Source organism: Kitasatospora sp. NPDC101176 (assembly GCF_044768035.1).
GTDB lineage: Bacteria > Actinomycetota > Actinomycetes > Streptomycetales > Streptomycetaceae > Kitasatospora.
On the sequence record NZ_JBIWPA010000011.1, the window covers coordinates 74,251 to 93,523 of the forward strand.

Annotated in this window: 14 protein-coding genes and 1 pseudogene; 9 read left to right on the plus strand and 6 right to left on the minus strand. The window is 74.6% G+C overall.

The features are described 5' to 3' along the window. The first annotated feature begins 177 nt into the window (after positions 1-177). Positions 178-1,335 (plus strand): EamA family transporter, encoded by a 1,158-nt coding sequence (locus tag ACIRS1_RS17730; protein ID WP_402840586.1) that lies wholly within the window; start codon positions 178-180, stop codon positions 1,333-1,335. Here ACIRS1_RS17730 and lepB read toward each other — a convergent pair. Beyond that, on the minus strand, positions 1,298-2,098 hold the full coding sequence (gene lepB, locus ACIRS1_RS17735) for a signal peptidase I (RefSeq protein ID WP_360209367.1): 801 nt from the start codon (positions 2,096-2,098) through the stop codon (positions 1,298-1,300). The two genes, ACIRS1_RS17730 and lepB, sit on opposite strands and share 38 nt — an antisense overlap. A gap of 162 nt (positions 2,099-2,260) precedes the next feature. After that, positions 2,261-2,596 carry a chorismate mutase gene (locus ACIRS1_RS17740; protein ID WP_360209370.1) on the minus strand — a complete coding sequence of 112 codons (336 nt, stop codon included), beginning with the start codon at positions 2,594-2,596 and terminating at the stop codon, positions 2,261-2,263. Between the two features lie 381 nt (positions 2,597-2,977). Between ACIRS1_RS17740 and ACIRS1_RS17745 the strand changes: the two genes are divergently transcribed. Together ACIRS1_RS17745 and ACIRS1_RS17750 are read left to right on the plus strand one after the other, a co-directional pair. Further along, complete coding sequence (locus tag ACIRS1_RS17745) at positions 2,978-3,403, plus strand: OsmC family protein (RefSeq protein WP_360209373.1); 426 nt, start codon at positions 2,978-2,980, stop codon at positions 3,401-3,403. 375 nt (positions 3,404-3,778) lie between these two features. Next, a complete protein-coding gene (locus ACIRS1_RS17750; RefSeq protein ID WP_402840590.1) occupies positions 3,779-5,965 on the plus strand; it encodes a putative bifunctional diguanylate cyclase/phosphodiesterase in 2,187 nt (728 codons plus the stop codon). A 73-nt stretch (positions 5,966-6,038) separates the two neighbouring features. Here the strand turns inward: ACIRS1_RS17750 and ACIRS1_RS17755 are convergent, their stop codons facing one another. Continuing rightward, complete coding sequence (locus tag ACIRS1_RS17755; protein WP_402840593.1) at positions 6,039-7,130, minus strand: LLM class flavin-dependent oxidoreductase; 1,092 nt, start codon at positions 7,128-7,130, stop codon at positions 6,039-6,041. A gap of 546 nt (positions 7,131-7,676) precedes the next feature. Here ACIRS1_RS17755 and ACIRS1_RS17760 point away from each other — a divergent pair. Both ACIRS1_RS17760 and ACIRS1_RS17765 read left to right on the plus strand, forming a co-directional pair. Continuing rightward, positions 7,677-8,264, plus strand: coding sequence for a VTT domain-containing protein (locus ACIRS1_RS17760; protein WP_360209521.1), 588 nt, complete (start codon positions 7,677-7,679; stop codon positions 8,262-8,264). A 380-nt stretch (positions 8,265-8,644) separates the two neighbouring features. After that, entirely contained in the window at positions 8,645-9,928 is a 1,284-nt protein-coding gene (locus tag ACIRS1_RS17765; RefSeq protein ID WP_360209382.1) for a hypothetical protein, read from the plus strand. An 85-nt stretch (positions 9,929-10,013) separates the two neighbouring features. Here ACIRS1_RS17765 and ACIRS1_RS17770 read toward each other — a convergent pair whose 3' ends face one another. Continuing rightward, a complete protein-coding gene (locus ACIRS1_RS17770) occupies positions 10,014-10,916 on the minus strand; it encodes an alpha/beta fold hydrolase (protein ID WP_402840596.1) in 903 nt (300 codons plus the stop codon). Beyond that, complete coding sequence (locus ACIRS1_RS17775) at positions 10,913-11,137, minus strand: hypothetical protein (protein WP_402840599.1); 225 nt, start codon at positions 11,135-11,137, stop codon at positions 10,913-10,915. The genes ACIRS1_RS17770 and ACIRS1_RS17775 overlap by 4 nt, the downstream gene beginning before the upstream one ends. A gap of 399 nt (positions 11,138-11,536) precedes the next feature. On the opposite strand from ACIRS1_RS17775, the pseudogene ACIRS1_RS17780 reads away from it, so the two are divergent. The 4 genes and pseudogenes from ACIRS1_RS17780 to ACIRS1_RS17795 all read left to right on the plus strand — a co-directional run. Next, positions 11,537-12,292: pseudogene (locus ACIRS1_RS17780) on the plus strand (CoA transferase subunit A); the annotation flags it as partial. A gap of 69 nt (positions 12,293-12,361) precedes the next feature. Next, positions 12,362-12,976, plus strand: coding sequence for a 3-oxoacid CoA-transferase subunit B (locus ACIRS1_RS17785; protein WP_360209523.1), 615 nt, complete (start codon positions 12,362-12,364; stop codon positions 12,974-12,976). A gap of 759 nt (positions 12,977-13,735) precedes the next feature. Continuing rightward, positions 13,736-15,883: a glycosyltransferase family 2 protein gene (locus ACIRS1_RS17790; RefSeq protein WP_402840602.1), complete on the plus strand. Its 2,148-nt coding sequence runs from the start codon at positions 13,736-13,738 to the stop codon at positions 15,881-15,883. Between the two features lie 149 nt (positions 15,884-16,032). After that, on the plus strand, positions 16,033-17,964 hold the full coding sequence (locus ACIRS1_RS17795) for a galactose oxidase-like domain-containing protein (RefSeq protein ID WP_402840605.1): 1,932 nt from the start codon (positions 16,033-16,035) through the stop codon (positions 17,962-17,964). Positions 17,965-18,106: 142 nt separating this feature from the next. On the opposite strand, the gene ACIRS1_RS17800 is transcribed toward ACIRS1_RS17795, so the two are convergent. Continuing rightward, positions 18,107-19,072, minus strand: a complete 966-nt coding sequence (locus ACIRS1_RS17800) for a glycoside hydrolase family 6 protein (protein WP_402840608.1) — start codon at positions 19,070-19,072, stop codon at positions 18,107-18,109. Between the last annotated feature and the right edge of the window lie 201 nt (positions 19,073-19,273).

Below are 19,273 nucleotides of genomic sequence, written 5' to 3' on the forward strand. Positions count from 1 at the left end.
GCGCGGGCGCGGGGCGCCGGCCAGGGGGTTCGCGGTGCCTCGGGCGGCCTGCGGGGCGGGTGCGCGGGCGGGTGCGGGGCGGCGCAGGTGATTGCGCCGCTGCGCACAGTTCCGTGCAGGACCAAATGCCGGAATGGCGCCTTACCGAAGCTCCGGTATGACTGTCACAATGCGTCGGTGCACGGATCAACAGCCCCATCCACCCGCCCCACCGGCAGGACCCTCGGCCTCAGCCTCGCCCTGGTCTCCGCCTTCGCCTTCGGAGGCTCCGGCACCGCCGCGAAGCCGCTGATCGAGGCCGGCCTCTCACCGCTGCACGTGGTGTGGCTCCGGGTCACCGGCGCGGCCGTGGCCCTGCTCCCGATCGCCTACCGGCACCGGGACGCCGTCCTGCGCCGCCCCGGCCTGCTGCTCGGCTTCGGCCTGCTCGCCGTCGCCGGCGTCCAGGCCTGCTACTTCGCGGCGATCTCCCGCATCCCGGTCGGCGTCGCCCTGCTCATCGAGTACCTCGGCCCGCCGCTGCTCATCGGCTACGTCAAGTTCGTCCAGCGCAAGCCGATCAGCCGGGGCGCGGCGATCGGCGCCGGGGTCGCGGTGAGCGGACTGGCCTGCGTGGTGGAGGTCTGGAACGGCCTCGGCTTCGACGCGCTCGGCGTGCTCTTCGCCCTGGGCGCTGCCTGCTGCCAGGTCGGCTACTTCCTGCTCGCCGACGCCGGCCGCCGGGGCGAGCGGCCCGTCGACCCGATGGCGGTCAGCGCCTACGGCCTGCTGATCGGCGCCGTCCTGCTCACCGCCTTCACTCGGCCGTGGGAGGCCGACTGGAGCCCGCTCGGCGGATCCGTGCTGATGAACGGGCACACGGTGCCCGCGCTGCTCCCGGCCGCCTGGATGATCCTGGTCGCGACCGTGCTCGCCTACCTGACCGGCGTGATCTCCGTGGGCTACCTCTCGCCGCCCATCGCCGGGGTGGTGGCCAACCTCGAGGCGGTCGTCGCCACCGTGCTGGCCTGGGTCCTGCTCGGCGAGCACCTCGGCCTGCCGCAGATCGCCGGTGGTCTGCTGGTGCTGGCGGGCGCGTTCGCGGCGCAGGCCAGCAAGCCGCCGGCCGACCCGGAGACGGTGGCCGCAGCCGTCGCCGGCGCCGCCGTCCCGGGCGTCCCGGACGGGCTCGACGAGCTGCACCGGCCGGACGGGCCGGGCGGGCCTGGCGCGCAGAGCGGCTCGCGGGTCGCCGGGGACTCCCCGGTCGACCGGGGTCCTCGGGCCGACCGGGAGCGGGTGGCCGCCGAGCGGGGGGTCAGCGACCGACCCAGCCGAACCAGTCGAGGTGGTTGAGCGGCCACACGACGGCCGCCACCGGCCCGACCACGTTGGCCACCGGCACGGCCCCGCCGCCCGGGCCGCGCTGGTGGTAGCGGGAGTCCGCCGAGTCGCTCCGGTGGTCGCCCTCGACCCAGACGGAGCCCGAGGGCACCGTCACCGGGCCGAAGTTCAGGCCGGCGCAGGAGTCGTCGCCCGGGTGCAGGTACGGCTCGTCGACCTTCTTCCCGTCGACGGTCAGCGTGCTGCCCGCGCACTGCACGGTCTGGCCGCCGGTCGCGACGACCCGCTTGACCAGGTAGTTGTCGTCCTTCGGCGGGACCAGCCCGACGAAGCTCAGCACCGAGGTCACCGCGTTGGTGAGGGGGTTCGAGTCGGTCGGCTGCGGCGGGAGCCAGCCGCCCGGATCCTTGAACACCACCGGCTGCCCGGGTTCCGGCTTCCAGCCCGTCAGCGGAGCGAACTTGTTCACGCCGACCCGGTCGCCGATCCGCAGCGTGTTCTCCATCGAACCGGACGGGATGGTGAACACCTGGAACAGACAGGTCTTGATCAGCAGGGCGACCACCAGGCCGACCGCCGCCATCGCGGGCACCTCGATCCACCAGGGCCGCGGTCGGCGCCCCGCCCGGCGGGCCTTGCGGACGCGCGAGCCCCGGGCCCGGCGGCGGGCCTCGGCGCGGCCGCCGGGGGCGTCGGACGCCCCGGGACCGCGGCCGGCAGCAGGGGCCGGGCCGGACCCGGCATCGCTCGGCGTTTCGGGCAGGTTCACCGCCATCGTCGCTGCTCCACCTCTCCGGCTGGGGAAACCTGCACGCTACGCCAACCGTGGAGCCTCACGAAATCGGGCGTTTAGCCGTCCCCGACATCTCCCCGGGCTACCCCGGACCGGACGGCCCCGGGGAGCCACCCCGCCGGGGGGCGCTCAGACGCGGGGCGCTCAGGCGCGGGCGATGGCCTCGTGGTGCCGGATGACCTCGGCGATGATGAAGTTCAGGAACTTCTCGGCGAAGACCGGGTCCAGCTTCGCCCCGGCGGCCAGCTCCCGCAGCCGCTTGATCTGGTCCCGCTCGCGCGCCGGGTCGGCCGGGGGCAGCTTGTGCTCGGCCTTGAGCCGGCCGACCCGCTGGGTCGCCTTGAACCGCTCGGCCAGCATGTGGACCACCGCGGCGTCGATGTTGTCGATGCTCTCGCGCAGGCTGGTCAGCTCCGCCCGCACGGCGTCGTCGACCCCCTGGGGCAGGCCGGCGTCGGGGGTCGTGGGGTGGTCCGTCATCGGGGCGGCTCCCGGTGTCTGGGTTGGGCACCCGGCGCGCGGGGCGGCCGGGCTCGGGCCCGGGCAAATCTAACAGGGCCCCCGTGCCGGAACCGCACGCCGAAGGGGTTCCGTCCACGATCCGGACATCCCCCGGACCCCCGGCCGACCCCCGGCGGCCCCGGTGGTCACCCGGCGGCCCCGGCCGACCCCGGCGGCCCCGGTGGTCACCCGGCAGTCCCCCGCGTTCCCCCGCCGGACCCGGGCGGGCCCGCGCCGTCCCACGACCCGCGCCACCCGCCGCCCCGACCCTCCCGGGCCCCGGGGGCGCGGCCCGTAGGCTGGTGCGTGCATGACCGGAAGTGACGACACAGCAGTCCCTCAGTGATGGAGGTACCGATCGTGGCAACCACCCGCACCGCCCGCACCGCCTGGGAAGGCAACCTGGTCGACGGCAAGGGGCAGGTGACCTTCGCCTCCTCCGGGATCGGCGAGTACCCGGTCTCCTGGCCGGCCCGGGCCGAACAGCCCAACGGCAAGACCAGCCCGGAGGAACTGATCGCCGCCGCGCACTCGGCCTGTTTCTCGATGGCCCTCTCGCACGGCCTCGCCGGCGCCGGCACCCCGCCGACCACCCTGGACACCCAGGCCGACGTCACCTTCCAGCCCGGCACCGGGATCACCGGCATCCACCTGACCGTCACCGGACAGGTGCCCGGCCTGGACGAGGCCGGCTTCGTCAAGGCCGCCGAGGACGCCAAGGCCAACTGCCCCGTCAGCAAGGCGCTCACCGGCACCACCATCACCCTGACCGCCACGCTGGCCTGACGCCCCGCCGGATCCGGCGCGGCGTCAGCTCGTTCCCGCTCCCGGCGCGCAACCAGCGCCCGGGGGCGCGGATTCGGCTCACACGCCCCCGGCACACCTCATGTGATGTACACCCGGGGCGTCCACCCGTACCGCCACTCATGGCCACGAAGCGGGCGAATCACCCTGGCGGCGGTCACCGCCCGTTGTCACCGCGGCCTATGATCGGCCGCAGCGCCCTGTCCTTCACGCGGGTCTCCGCGCGACAGCGCCCCACGCCGGGCGCCCCGCACCGGACCGACTCCGAGGACCGCGACAGAGTGCGGAGCCGGCCGCCGGAGTCCCGAGTGGCCGGCCGGACCAGCATCAGGCGTCAGCAGCGGACGGGAGCATGCCGTGCCGGGCCAGAACGAGGGGGCCGACGCACACCACCCGGGCGTGCGGCACGAGGACTCACCGCACCACCGTCACCTCACGGCACCGGCCCGGCGGCCGGCCGTCGGCTCCGTCGGCACGGCGGTCGGCGCGGCGGTCGGCACCGTCGACCCGGTCGGGTCGGTCGCTTCCGCCGGTCCGATCGACCCGTCCGGAACGGCGGGACCGGCGGGCATCTCCCCGGCCGACCCCGGCGCGCTCCTCTGCCCCACCTGCTCGAAGCCGCTGAACGACGGCGCGCACCGGGGCCCCACCGGCGGCGCCGACCCGGAGGACGGCGGGACGGACCGTCCGCTCGCCGCCCTGCGGGCCAGCGAGTCCCGGTTCCGGGCCGCCTTCTGCGACGCGGTCATCGGCATGGCCCTGATCGACCCCGAGGACCGGATCATCGAGGTCAACCCCGCCTTCGCGGCCCTCATCGGACGCGGCGTCGGCGAGCTGGTCCGCACCCACCTGCACGAGATCATCGACCCCGAGGGCATGCCGCACCGGCTCTTCCCCGAACTCGTCCACGGCGGCCGCGAGCGGTTCCGCGTGGAGAAGCAGCTCAAGCACCGTGAGGGCCGCACGGTGTGGAGCAAGGTCACCGTCTCGCTGATCCGGGACGGCGCCGGGCGACCGCTCTACACCCTGGCGCTGGTGGAGGACATCACCGAGCAGCGCCGGCTCGGCGACCGCCTCGAGTACCAGGCCCTGCACGACCCGCTGACCCGGCTCCCCAACCGGACCCTCTTCTTCGAGCGGCTCGACGCCGCCTGCCTCACGGCCACCGCCACCGTCACCCCCTCCGCCGCCCTCGCCCTCGACGCCGCCGTGCAGGCCGCCGACGTCCTCCAGGCCGCCGAGGCGGCCCTCCCGCCGGCGGACGGGCGCCGGGTGGGCGTCTGCTACCTGGACCTCGACGGCTTCGCGGCGATCAACGAGACGCTCGGCCACCACATCGGGGACCAGCTGCTGATCGCCGTCGCCACCCGGCTGCGCCGCGGGTTCTCCGGTCGCGACGCCCACCTGGTCGCCCGGATGGGCGGCGACGAGTTCGCCGTCCTGGTCACCGACAGCCGGGGCAGCGAGCAGCTGACCGAGCTGGCCGCCCGGATCCTCCGGGAGCTGGAACGCCCCTTCGACGTCGCCGGGCACCGCCTGGTGGTCACCGCCAGCGTGGGCGTCGTCGAGCGGTCCGTGCACGAGACCACCCCGACCGACCTGGTCAAGGACGCCGACGCCACCCTCTACTGGTCCAAGGCCGACGGCCGCGCCCGCTGGACCCTCTACGACCCGGACCGCGGCGCCCACCAGCTGACCCGCCAGCTGCTCGCCACCGCACTGCGGCCCGCCCTGGAGCGCGGCGAGTTCACCATCGAGTACCAGCCGCTGGTCGGCCTGGCCGACGGCGCCGTGCACGGCGCCGAGGCCCTCGTCCGCTGGCACCACCCGCGGTACGGGAAGCTCTCGCCGGACCGTTTCATCCCGCTCGCCGAGGAGTCCGGTGCGATCGTGCCGCTCGGCACCTGGGTCCTGGAGGAGTCCTGCCGCCAGGCCAAGCGGTGGCTCACCGAGTTCCCCGAGACCGAGACCTTCGTGAGCGTCAACCTGGCGGCCCGCCAGATCTGGGACTCCGACGTGGTCGCGGACGTCGCCCGGGCGCTCGAACGCACCGGACTGCCGGCCCGGCTGCTCCAGCTGGAGATCACCGAGAGCGCCCTGCTCGGCCCCGGCGGCCGACCGCTGCAGGCCCTGCAGGCCCTGGCCGACATGGGCGTGCGGATCGCGATCGACGACTTCGGCACCGGCTACTCCAACCTGGCCTACCTCTCCCGGCTGCCGGTGCACGTGCTGAAGCTCGACGGCACCTTCATCGAGGGCTTCCGCGACCCGGCCCCGGCCGGCGGCGGCCGCCCGGAGCGCCCGGAGCTCGGCTCCCGCCGCAGCGACGCCGACGAGCAGATCGTCGGCGCGATGGTGCAGCTGGCCCACACGCTCGGCCTGACCGTCACCGCTGAGGGCATCGAGAGCGCCGCCCAGGCCGAGCGGCTGCGGCTGACCGGCTGCGACACGGCTCAGGGCTGGTACTTCGCCCGGCCCGGGGAGGCCGAGCTGGTCGCGGCCATACTGCGCGAGGGCCGCACCGGCCGGGGCGCCGGCCGCTGACCCGGGGCGGGCTCGGGCGGTGGGCCGGGGCCGTCAGGCCCCGACGGTCACCTCGGCGGTCGGGCCCCGGCGGTCAGGCGCTGGCGGTCAGGCCGTAGGCCTCGGCGATCAGACCGTAGGAGCGCAGCCGAGCCTCGTGGCCGTGGATGTGCGAGGTCACCATCAGCTCGTCCACCCCGGTCCGCTTGCGCAGGGCCTCCAGGCCGTCCGCGACCTCGCCCGGCGCGCCCAGCACCACGTTCTCGAGCCAGCCGTCGATGAACTCCGCCTCGGCCGGGCTGTACGGGTGGGCCTCGGCCTCCTCCGGGGTGGGGATCGGGCCGGGGTTGCCCCGCCGCAGCCGGAGCATCCCGAGGGCCGCGGAGCGCGCGAGGCGGCGGGCCGAGGCCCGGTCGTCGGCGGCGACCGCGCTCACCCCGATCAGCGCGTACGGCTCGGCGAGCACCTCCGAGGGCCGGAAGGACTCCCGGTAGAGGTCGAGGGCCGGAACGGTGTTGACGCTGCTGAAGTGGTGCGCGAAGGCGAACGGCAGACCGAGCCGACCGGCCAGCCGGGCGCTGAAGCCGGAGGACCCGAGCAGCCAGACCGGCGGGCGGCCGTCCCCGCGGGGGACGGCGGTCAGCCGCGCGTACGGGTGCCCGTCGGGGAAGTCCGCGTCGAGGAAGTGGGTCAGCTCGGCGAGCTGCTGCGGGAAGTCGTCCGCCCCCTCGGAGAGGCCCCGGCGCAGTGCCCGGGCCGTGGCCGGGTCCGTCCCGGGGGCGCGGCCGAGCCCGAGGTCGATCCGGCCCGGGTGCAGTGCCTCCAGCAGGCCGAACTGCTCGGCGACGGCGAGCGGGGCGTGGTTGGGGAGCATGACGCCGCCCGAGCCGAGCCGCAGCGTCGTGGTGTGGGCCCCGAGGTGGGCGAGCAGGACGGCCGGGGTGGAGCTGGCGACGCCGGGCATGCCGTGGTGCTCGGCGACCCAGAAGCGGTGGTACCCCCACTGCTCGGCGCTGCGGGCCAGCGCGGTGGTCGCGGCCAGGGCCTCGGCGGGCGTGTAGCCGACGCCCACGGTCGCGAGGTCGAGGATGGAGAGCGGGGCGGGTGCGGTACCGCGGGCGGTGCCGCGGACCGCCGCGCCGGGCCCCGGTCCGGCCCCGTGCTCCTGCTGGTCCTCGGTGGTCATGCCGTCCGCCCTCCTGGCCTTCCCTGAGCCGGCCCGTCGTGGTCGACCGCCGGTGTCGAACGCCCGGCGATCGCTGTTGCCGACCGGGGTCAACCACGCCGCCGGGCCTGCTGTTCCCGTGCTCCGGCGGGATCCGCCCCGGCGCTGCCGCCGGAGCCGCCCCGGGCCCACCCGTCCGGTCACCTGACGGAGGGACAGCACCGCTGCCCGGATGGCGACTTCACGCCAGAGCCGGAAGTCGCCAGGCCCAGGGCTCGCGATCGGCGGCGGCCTCCGGCAGGCTGGTGATCAGGAGCGGACGACCCGACGGGATCCGTCCTCCGCGAACAAGATCGGCGGGCTGGACCAGTGCCGACCGATCCCAGCGAGCCCCCGGAGCGGCACACCGCTCCGGGGGCTCGCGCCAATTCCCGGCAAACCGCCCACCTCCTGTGATCCGCGGCATACCGGGGTGCTTCATGGCATGAAAAGTCGAGGCGCTAGCGTTGACCCCAGCAGCCACCTGCTCCCCCGGGCGGCGTGGAGGGAGTACGGGCCTTGAACTTCGTGGCGGCGATCGGATCCTCGTGGATCTGCGCCCTGGCGCTCTTCGCCGTACTCGGAGACGCCCTCCTCCCCTTCATCCCCAGCGGCACGCTGGTCATCCTGGCCGTCCTCAAGACGGCGCGGATCGACGGCGCCCCGATACTGCTCGGCCTGGGCGTGGCCGTCGCCTCGTTCCTGGGCGACCTGCTGCTGCTCCACCTCGCCCGGCGCGGTGCGCCCGTCCTGCAACGGCGGCTCGCCCGGCGGCCGAAGCTGGCCGCCAGCGTGGCGAGGGTCCAGCAGGCCCTGGTCGAACGCCCCCACGGGGCGGCCGCGGCGATGGTGGTGATCGCCCGGTTCGTCCCGGCCGGCCGGACCGTCCTGGACGTGGCCATCGGCCACTCGCCCGCCCATCCGCACCGCTTCCTGCACTGGTCGGCGCTGGCCGCGCTGGTCTGGGCCGCCTACATCGTGACGCTGGGCTGGCTGAACAGCCACTGGTTCGACACCGCCTGGCTGAGCCTGGCGGTCTCCTGCACCGCCGCCACCTTCGTCAGCACCGCGATCGCCCGAATAGTCCGCCGCAACCGGCGGCTGGCCGCGCTCTGACCGCTCGCCGAAGTCTCCCGGCGAGCGCGCCCCCCTCCGACCCCCGACCCGGCCGGACCGACCCCTCGGCGAGTGCCGTCCGCCCGGACGGGCGACCGGCCGGACCGCGCGCTGACGAACTCCGATCACACGGCCGAACCGGGGGTACCGTACTGCCCCGACGGCGCGAGGTGCGAAGCGTCACAGGACGGCAACAGATGAGAAATTCCTGCAGCCCGGCTCGGTGCGGTCGACGTGTTGTCCTACGTCGGACATCGGCGGCCTTGGTCGCCGCTGCGACCACATGACATGCTTACAGCGGAAAATACATCAATTGCCCGATTTGACCGGCTGCGGACCCGACCCGCCCTCACCACCGGCATCGGCACCCAGGGGAGACCATGACCAGCATCTCGCGCAGGACGGTGCTCAGTGCGACCGCTGCGACCGCGGCCCTCGGCGCGGTCGCGGCCTGTTCCAGCGGCGGATCCGGTTCGAGCCACGGCTCCACGTCCTCCCCCGGTGCCGGCGGCAGCCCGGGCACCACCTCGGCCGACACCGCCGACCCGACCAGGACCACCGTCCCCAAGGGCACCCCGATCGGTGACGGCTCCACCGCCGACACCGGTCCGCAGCCGAACCAGCCCAAGCCCGAGAAGCTCAAGCCCGGCGAGCGGCCCCCGCAGTTCGTGGTCTTCTCCTGGGACGGCGCGGGCGGCACCGACGACGGCCAGTTCCCCCGCTTCCTCAAGCTGGCGGAGCAGTACAAGGCCACCATGACCTTCTTCCTCTCCGGTATATACGCCCTGCCCAAGGGCAAGGCCGACCTGTACCACCCGCCGAAGCACTCGGTGGGGGCCTCCGACATCCCGTACCTGTCGGACGGCGCGGTCAAGGCCACGCTCAAGCTCGTCAGCCAGGCCTGGCTGGCCGGGCACGAGATCGGCACCCACTTCAACGGGCACTTCTGCTCCAGCCGCCCCGACAAGAACGGGGTCAACATGTGGACCCCCGACGACTGGCAGAGCGAGATCGACCAGGCGATCGGCTTCGTCACCCAGTGGCGGACCAACACCGGCTTCACCGACGTCGACCCGCTCCCCTTCGACTACAAGAAGGAGCTCATCGGCGGCCGCACCCCCTGCCTGGAGGGCCAGAAGGCACTGCTGCCCACGGCCGCGAAGCTGGGCTGGAAGTACGACGCCAGCTCCTCCGGTGGCCTCCAGATATGGCCGCAGAAGGTGCAGGACGGCAAGGTCTGGGACTTCCCGCTGCAGTCCATCCCGTTCCCCGGGCACACCTTCCAGGTGCTCTCGATGGACTACAACATCCTGGCCAACCAGTCCGCCGGCAGCACCAAGGGCGACCCGGCCAAGTACAACGACTGGCGCACCCAGGCCAAGGACGCCTACCTCGCCGGCTTCGACCGCGCCTACAACAGCAACCGCGCACCGTTCTTCATCGGGAACCACTTCGAGCAGTGGAACGGCGGCATCTACATGGACGCCGTCGAGGAGACCCTCAAGACGATCGCAGGCAAGCCGGACGTCCGGCTGGTCTCCTTCCGGCAGCTCGTCGAATGGCTCGAGGTCCAGGACCAGTCCACCCTGCGCAAGCTGCGCACCCTCAACGTCGGCCAGGCGCCGGCCGGGGGCTGGGAGACGTTCCTCGGCGCGGCGGGCTGAGTCCCGGCCGGACGGCCGACCCGGGCGCCGGCGGCCCCGTCGGCGGGCACCCGTTGCGGCGACCGGGCCGGTGCCGCCCGGTCGGTCACCCGACGCCGGCGTCCGCGAGCAGGCCGCGGACGATGCGCTCGGCCCCCCGCTCGCCCCAGAGGATCGAGTAGTGATTGGTGCCCGGCACCGGCGAGGCGGGCACCCGGGCCGGATCGAGCCCGGCGAGCCCGATCCGCCGGTGGTCGTAGAGCCCCTGCGGCTCGTCGAGCAGACCGCGCTCGGCCCAGATGAGTTCGGCCGGGCAGGAAAGCCGGTGCACGGCGGCCGCCGCCTCCCGGTCCAGCAGCACCTGGGCGCCGTCGGCCTGCACGGCCTCCAGCACGCAGGATGAGCGGAGGTCGGGCTCCACCCCGACCAGGTCGCGCCCGGTGTAGGCGTCGAGCTCCGCCGACCAGACCTTCCCGAAGGCCGGGTGGCGCTGCCAGAACTCCCGGTAGGCGGCCCGGTCCGGGAAGGTCATCGACAGCCGCGCCAGGGCCGGGCCGAGTACCGCGGCCAGGGCGTCCTCCTCGCGGACGCCCTCCGGCAGCGGGAAGGTCAGCGCACCGTCCACCAGCAGCACCCGGCGGACGAGGTCCGGATGCCGCACCGCGGCCAGGGCGGTGACCCAGGCCCCCATCGAGTGGCCGACCACGGTGACGGGCCCCGCGCCGAGCGCCGAGATCACCGCGGCCACGTCGTCGGCGTGCCGGGCCAGCCCGTACGGCCCGGCGACCGCCCGGCTTCCACCGCGCCCCCGCAGGTCGGGCGCGAGCAGGGTGACCCGCCCGGCGAGCCGGCGGGCGACCTCGTACCAGGCGAGGCCGTTGGCGGTGATGCCGTGCACCGCCACGACGGTCGGGGCGTCCGGGCGGTCGGCCGGCCAGCGCAGCACCGCCAGCTCACCGCCGGGCACGGGGACGGCCGCCTCCTCCGGGTGCAGGGGGGACTGGCTCATGCGGGGGTACCTCCGAAGGGGCGGGCGGGCCGGACACCGGTCGGCGTCCGGACCGGGCGGGCGAACCGGGCGGCGCGGACGCGCCCCGGACGACGGGCGAGGCCGCCGGGCAGCAGGTGGACCACCGCGAGGACGGCGAGCCGCCGGGCGGGGCCACCGGTCGGGCCCGCACCCGGGCGGGCACCGGAGGCGGTCCCGGTGGGTGCTGTCGAGCTGCGCATGGTGGCCGACTCCTGGGGGTGCGGCGGCTGGATGCCGGAACCGTAGGTGTGCGGTGGGCCGGGCGACATGTGACCGGGCGACGCATCGGCCCACCGCGATGTGGCTGCGGCCGCCATACCGCCCGGTCCGCGCGGCTCCCCGGGTGCCGGGGTGTGGCCGCGCGCCACGCCCCGGCACCCGGGCATGGCGGCGGCGGCCATGGCTGCGGCGGCCCGCGCCCGGTGACGGTGGAGGCGGCACGTCGGCCGACCGGGCACGGCCGGCCACCCGGCCCGTCGCGGCTGCGCGTCCCTCCCCTCAGGGTGCCGCTCCGTCTCCCCTACCCCCTCCGACGCGCACCACCACCTCCCCCCGGAGCGACCCCTTCCTCCCTCTCCCACTCCTCACGAGGTGATCCCTTGGACAAGGTCCTGGACTCCCCCGCCGACGCCGTCGGGGACATCCCCGACGGCGCGGTGCTGGCCGTCGGCGGCTTCGGCCTCTGCGGCATCCCGAGCACGCTGATCGGCGCCCTGGTGGACACCGGCACCACCGGCCTGCGCGTGGTCTCCAACAACTGCGGAGTGGACGACTGGGGGCTGGGCCTGCTGCTGCGGGCGGGCCGGATCGCCCGGATGACCTCCTCCTACGTCGGCGAGAACAAGGAGTTCGCCCGGCAGTACCTGGCCGGTGAGCTGGAGGTGGAGCTGACCCCGCAGGGCACCCTGGCCGAACGGCTGAGGGCGGGCGGCGCCGGCGTCCCCGCCTTCTACACCCCCGCCGGTGTGGGCACCCAGGTCGAGGAGGGCGGGCTGCCCTGGCGCTACGCGGCGGACGGCTCGGTGGCCCTGGCCTCCCCGGCCAAGGAGGTCCGGGAGTTCGGCGGTCGCCGGTACCTGCTGGAGGAGGCGATCACGGCCGACTTCGCACTGATCCGGGCCGAGGTGGCGGACCGGCACGGCAACTGCGTGTTCCACGCGGCCGCCCGCAACTTCAACCCGCTGTGCGCGGCGGCCGGCCGGATCACCGTGGTCGAGGCCGACCGGATCGTCGAACCGGGCGAGCTCGCCCCGGACGCCGTGCACCTGCCCGGGGTCCACGTGGACCGGGTGGTGGCCGCCGACCCCGGGGACCGCCGCATCGAGCGCCGGACCGTCCGCCCCGAACCGGCCGCGCCCTCCCCGGCGAACGCCGGACCGGCCGGCCCCGCGGGGCCGCCGCCCGTCCTCGACGCGCGCAACGCCCTGGCGGCCCGCGCCGCCCGGGAGCTGCGCGACGGACAGTACGTGAACCTGGGCATCGGCCTGCCCACCCTGATCCCCGGTCACCTCCCGCCGGGCGTCCAGGTGGTGCTGCACTCGGAGAACGGCGTCCTGGGCGTGGGGCCGTACCCGGTCGGGGGCGCCGAGCACGCCGACCTGGTCAACGCCGGGAAGGAGACGGTGACGGTCGCCCCCGGTGCCTCGTACTTCGACTCGGCCTTCTCCTTCGGCATGGTCCGGGCCGGCCGGATCGACGTCTCGGTGCTCGGCGCGATGCAGGTGTCGGCCGGCGGCGACCTCGCCAACTGGACGATCCCCGGCCGGATGGTCAAGGGCATGGGCGGCGCGATGGACCTCGTGCACGGCGCCCGCCGACTGATCGTCGTGATGGAGCACACCGCCCGGGACGGGTCTCCGAAGATCGTCGAGGAGCTCTCGCTCCCCGCCACCGGGCGGGCGGTGGTGGACCGCATCGTGACCGATCTGGCCGTGATCGACGTGACCCCGGACGGGCTGCGGCTGGTGGAGACCGCCCCGGGTGTGGAGTTCGCGGCGGTCAGGGCCGCGACGGCCGCGACCCTGCTGCCCCCGCTCTGAGGCTGCCGGGGCACCGGCACGGCGAGCCCGAGCGGAGAAGGGGAACGGAGAAGCGGAACGAGGAACAGGAGAGCCCGACGGGACGGCCGGACGCCTCGCGGTGCTCCGGCCGTTCGCCCGGCCCGTAGCACCGCCGGCCGCCCCTCGTGCCGGCGCACACGCCGGATTCACCGCATCGGCACCGGCGAGGCCCGGAATGGCCGAGAACCGTGGGATCCTCACCCGGGCACGGCGCTCATCCCCCGGATCGGTTGCGATCACGGTTGCGCTCCGGGAGAGTTGGGGCGCAGTGGATCCCGCACCCGGGAGGGGAAGCCGGGACGCGTCACGGGATCCGCACGTGGACTCCCCTGCAGGCGCTCGACGAATTCCGCTCGCGGACGCATGACCCGCGGACAGACGACCCGCGGCCGCATGACCCGCGGACAGCTGACCCGGGGACGCTCGGCGCGCGGACGCATGGCGCGCGTGGCGGCCGGAGATCGGCCCGGAACGCCGCAGTTCACCCGGCGGACTTCCACCGGACCGGGTTTCGGGCGCAGCACGACGCAGCAGGACGAAGCACGACGCAGCAGGGCGTAACCAAGCACAGAGCGGGACACGGAGCGCAGCAAGGCTCCGGGGGGCGCGGACCGGCCCCGCCGAACGCGACCGCCGGCGCACCGGGGCGCAGCACGACGCGGCAGGTCGCATACTCCCGTTCCGGACACGCACCAACAGGCCCGCCGACACGGCCGGCCCCGCTGGGGGGAGCTGACGATGACCACGCCGTTCGCACGGCAGAGGGATGCCGGAACGGCCCGCGGGCGGGGCGCCCGACGGCGGCTCGACGAGGAACTGGCCTCCGTCCCGGCTCCCGAAGCCCCCTACGACTACGGCCACTTCAGCCGGCTCGCCGGCCCGGCCCACGACCCGGACGAGGAAGACGACCTCGGCGGTGGCGTCTACCGGCCCGAGTCCGTTCCCCACTGGCCCGAGCCCGCCCCCCACGGGCCGGACCACGGCGCTCCCCCCGGGGCGCGGCTCGCGGACCTGCCCGGGGACCTCCCCGGGGACCTGCCTCCGGACCGCACGGCGGAGCCGACCGCCCCCGCCCCCTACCGGGTGCAGTACCGCAGCCTGTTGCGCCGCGAGCCGCACCGGGTCCGCGCGGTGCTGCTGCTGGTGGCGGCCCCGTTGGTGGAGGCCGTGCTGCTGGTCTGGCTGCTCCTGCCGGAGCACTGGCCCGAGCGCCCCGGCGAGACGGACACGCTGGTGCTGCTCGGCGACAGGGTGATGATCGGGATCATCGCCGTGGTCGAGCTCTTCCGGCTGGTCAACGTGGTCTCCAACACCCACGCGACCCTGGTCGCCCGCGACCCGGTGCCGGTGACACCGCAACCGGGCACCCGGGTCGCCTTCCTGACCACCTGCGTGCCGGGCAAGGAGCCGCCGGAGATGGTCCGGGCCACGCTCGTCGCGGCGCGCGCCGTGCGGCACGACGGACCGTACGACCTGTGGCTGCTGGACGAGGGGAACGACCCGGCGATGCGGGCCCTCTGCGCCGAGCTGGGCGTGCGCCACTTCAGCCGGTCCGGCCAACCGCACTGGAACCGGCCCGAGGGCCGGTTCCGCGCCCACACCAAGCACGGCAACTACAACGCCTGGCTGCAGGCGCACGGCGACGACTACGACTTCTGGGTCTCGGTCGACACCGACCACGCCCCGCTGCCCGACTTCTGCGAGCGGATGCTCGGCTACTTCCGCGACCCGGACGTGGCGTTCGTGGTCGGCCCCCAGGTGTACGGGAACTACCGGAGCTCGGGATCGGCCGTCACCAGGTTCTCCGAGAGCCAGCAGTACCTCTTCCACGCCCTCGTCCAGCGCGCCGGGAACCGGTACGGCGCGCCCATGTTCGTCGGCACCAACAACGCCGTCAGGATCTGTGCGCTCCAGTCGATCGGCGGACTGTCCGACTCCGTCACGGAGGACATGGCGACCGGCCTGGAGTTCCACCGGAGCCGGAACCCCGGGACCGGTGAACGCTGGAAGTCCGTGTACACGCCGGACGTGCTCGCGGTCGGCGAGGGCCCGTCCTCCTGGACCGACTTCTTCTCCCAGCAACTCCGCTGGAGCCGCGGCACCTACGAGACCCTGCTCACCCGGTACTGGCGGGTGCTCTGGCAGCTGTCGCCCGGCCGTCTGCTCAACTACTCGCTGATGGTGGGCTTCTACCCGATGGCGGCGCTCACCTGGCTGCTCGGCGGTGCGTCCAGCGTCCTCTACCTGGTGTTCGGCGCCTCGGGCGTGCACGTGTCCTCCGAGATCTGGATGATGCTGTACAGCGACGCCGCCGCCCTCCAGCTGCTGCTCTACACCTGGAACCGCAAGCACAACGTGAGCCCGCACGAGCCGGCCGGTTCCTCCGGGGTGGCGGGCATGCTGATGTCGGCGCTCTGCGGCCCGGTCTACGCCGCCTCCCTGGTGCAGGCGCTGCTGCGGCGGCGCAGCCGGTTCGTGGTGACGCCGAAGGGCCGTTCGGCCAGTACGGACCGGGTCGGCACCTTCCGCTTCCACCTCTTCTGGGCACTGGTGTTCGGCGGGGCGATCGCCGCCTCCTTCGTCACCGGGCACGACCACGTCGCGATGCGCACCTGGGCCTGGATCGCCCTGCTCCTGACCCTGCTGCCGGTGCTGGTGCTGGCCGGTGACGCCGTCCGCCGCCGTCGCACCCGCCCCACGGCCACCCTCACCGTCACCGGCGGCCCTGCGGCGACACCGAAGGTGCTGCTGGAGAAGCGCCGCCCCCGGCACGCCCGCCGGCCGGGGGGCGGCGGCCCGGAAGGGGGCCCGCCCGCGCTGTTCCCCCCGCCGGCACCGTTCCCCCGGGCCGCGCCGGACCGGAGGGGGAGCACCACCGGGCGCTGAACCCGCCCCGGCAGAACCCGGTCGGAACCCGCCGGAACCGACGGAGCCGGCAGCCCGACCAGCCCGACCAGCCCGAGACGACCACGAAGACCACGAAGACCAGGACGACCGAGCAGACCAGGCAGAGCTTCCCGAGGGGACCAACCACCGTGAAGATCCACAAGACCGGCCGGACCAAGCGCTTCGCCCTCGGCAGCACCGTGGCCCTGGCCGTCGCCGGGATGAACGCGCCGGCCGTCCTCGGGTTCGCCACCCACCAGTACCACCAGTACGTGATCAACCGCCCCGAGTACAAGGCGGAGTACGGGCACTGGCAGACCCTCACCCTGCCCGCCGGGTTCCGGGTCAACGCCGTCCACGCCTCCCTGCTGCGCACCGGCAAGGTGCTCATCGTGGCCGGCTCGGGCAACGACGAGAAGCACTTCGACGCGGGCACCTTCCGGAGCCTGCTCTGGAACCCCGCCGACAACACCTACAAGCTGGTGCCCACCCCCGCCGACATGTTCTGCGGCGGCCACGCCTCCCTGCCGGACGGTCGGCTGCTGCTCGCCGGCGGCACCCAGCGGTACGAGAAGCTGGTGGGCGCGGTGAAGCGGGCGGCCGGCGTCATGCGGGTGCGCAACGAGAGCCCGGCCGGCGCCCGGACGTTCCCCAGGGGCACCGTCTTCGTCGGCCCGAACGGACGCGAGTACACCTCCACCGCCCCGGTGACCGTCCCGGCCGCGGTGAAGAGCGGCTCCGGCCGGCAGACCGTCGTCACCGCCGGCGAGCAGCACGTGTTCGTCGAGGCGGTCGGCGAGGGCCCCGACTGGGTCGCCGGCTCCCCCGCCCAGTACCGGATCAAGGGCCTGGACGGGGCCGACGCGCACGACCTGTACGGGCAGAGCGCCAAGCTGACCCTGGACAAGCAGGAGTACCAGGGCATCCGCTCGGCCTTCGAGTTCAACCCGGACACCGAGCTCTACGAGCAGGTCACCGACATGGCCTCGGCCCGCTGGTACCCGACGCTCACCGGACTCGGCGACGGCCGGGTGCTCACCGTCTCCGGCCTGGACGACACCGGGGAGATCCTCAACGGCAACGACAACGAGATCTACGACCCGGGGAGCAGGACCTGGTCCAAGGGCCCGGACCGCTACTTCCCGACGTACCCGTCGATCTTCCTGACCGCCGCCGGCAAGCTCTTCTACTCCGGCTCCAACGCCGGCTACGGCCCGGCCGACAAGGGCCGCGAGCCCGGGGTCTGGGACCTCGCCACCAACGGCTTCCAGCCCGTCCCCGGCCTGCGCGACCCGGACCTCACCGAGACGTCCTCCTCGGTGCTGCTGCCGCCCGCGCAGGCGCAGAAGGTGATGGTGCTCGGCGGCGGGGGCGTCGGCGAGTCCCCGTCGTCCACCGCGCGCACCGACATCGCCGACCTGTCCGCCGCCACACCCGCCTTCACCCCGGGCCCGGACCTGCCGGCCGGCGGCACCCGCTACCTCAACAGCGTGATCCTCCCGGACGACACCGTCCTCACCACCGGCGGCTCCAGCGGGTACCGCGGCCGGGGCGGCAGCGACCTGCTCAGGGCGCAGGTGTACCACCCGGACAGCAACACCTTCACGGCCGCGGCCGAGCCCACCGTCGGCCGCGACTACCACTCCGAGGCGCTGCTGCTGCCGGACGGCCGGGTGGCCGTGCTCGGCTCGAACCCCCTGTTCGCGGACAAGGCCGAGACCACCCCGGGCGGTTTCGAGCAGCGCATCGAGGTGTACACGCCGCCCTACCTGTTCCGCGGCGAGCGTCCGCAGGTCGGCGCCGCGCCGGAGCGGGCGAAGCTCGGCGGCACCGTCCGGATCGGCAGCACCCGGCCGGAGGCGGTCACCACCGCCAAGCTGATCCGGCCCAGCTCCGTCACCCACGTGACCGACGTCGAGCAGCGGTCGGTGGCCCTGGACATCGGCGCGCGCACGGCCGACGGCCTCGCCCTCACCCTCCCCGCCAACCCCGACCTGCTGCCACCCGGCTGGTACATGCTCTTCGTGACGGACACCGCCGGCACGCCGTCGGTCGCCCGCTGGATCCAGGTGACGCGCTGACCGGGGCCCTCGACGGCCAAGGCCTCGCCGGCTCGCCCCCCCCGGAGGGCCCGAACCCGAACCGGCGAGCCCTGGGCGGTCCCTCGCCGCCCGGCCCGTCGGCAGCCGCCCCCTCAGCGGGAGGCCGCCACCGCCCGGCCCGTCAGGGCGCGGCCTGCGCCAGACCCAGCGCGTAGGGCAGCCAGAACTCGCCCGCCCGGGGCTCGCCGCGCCCGCACTCGCCGTCGGACTCCCCAGGGTTCTTGATCCACAGGTAGGCGTCGACCCCGGGCCGGCCGGTGTCGGCGGACGGCCGTTCGCCGAGCGCGCGGCCCGGCGGGTTGCACCAGGCGTCGCCGCCCAGCGGGCCGTTGCCGTTGCGGCTGGTGTCGATCACGAAGGGTTTGCCGCCGAGGGCGGCGGAGAGCTGGGCGCCGTACGCCGCGTTCCGGTCGGTGGCGTAGAAGTTGGCGACGTTCACGGCGAACCCGTCGGCCGCGGCGATCCCGGACTTGCGCAGGGCGGTGGACAGTTCGGCCGGGTCCTGTGACCAGCCGGGGTTGCCCGCGTCCAGGTAGACCCGCACCTGTGGGCGCTTCTTCAACTCCTGGACGGCGAAGGCCAGCAGACCGTAGCGCTCGGCCGCGACGTCGCCCTTGATCCCACAGGTGTCGAGGGTGTGCGCGACGGCGTCCGGCTCCAGCACCACCCAGGCCCTGCGGTCGCCGAGGGCCTCCGCGACGCCGCTGATCCAGGCCCGGTAGGCCGCGGCGTCGGTGGCGCCGCCGGCCGAGTAGAGGCCGCAGTCACGGTGCGGGATGTTGTAGGCGACGAAGACGGCCGTCCGGTCGGCTTCGGCGGCACGCTTGCTGACCTGTTCGGCGATCTCCCTGGCGCCCTGCTCGCCGAGCCACTGCGCGGAGGGCTGGGCGGCGATCCGCAGCAGGGTGTCGGCCTCCGCCGTCCGGCCCTGGCCGCGCAGGGCGGTCACCTGGCGGGCGGCGTTGGTCCGGTCGGACACGTAGAAGGCCTGGCCGGGGAGTTGGGCGAGCCCGCCGGGGCCGATGCCTCCCGCACCTCCCGTACCGGCACCCCCGCTCGCGGCACCCGGGCTCGGGGCGGTGGGCACGGCGGTCGGCGCGGCGCCGGGCGTCCGGCCGGTCGATCCCCCCGACCCCCCGGTCGAACCGCCGCAGCCTGCCGCGGCCCCCACCAACAGTCCCACCAGGGCCGCCCCCGCGACCCGTCGGAATGCCCCTACCCGTCCCACCCGGCGCACGTTCCGCCCCTCCCCAGAGCCGGTCCGGCGACCGGTCGGCACCAGCTAAGC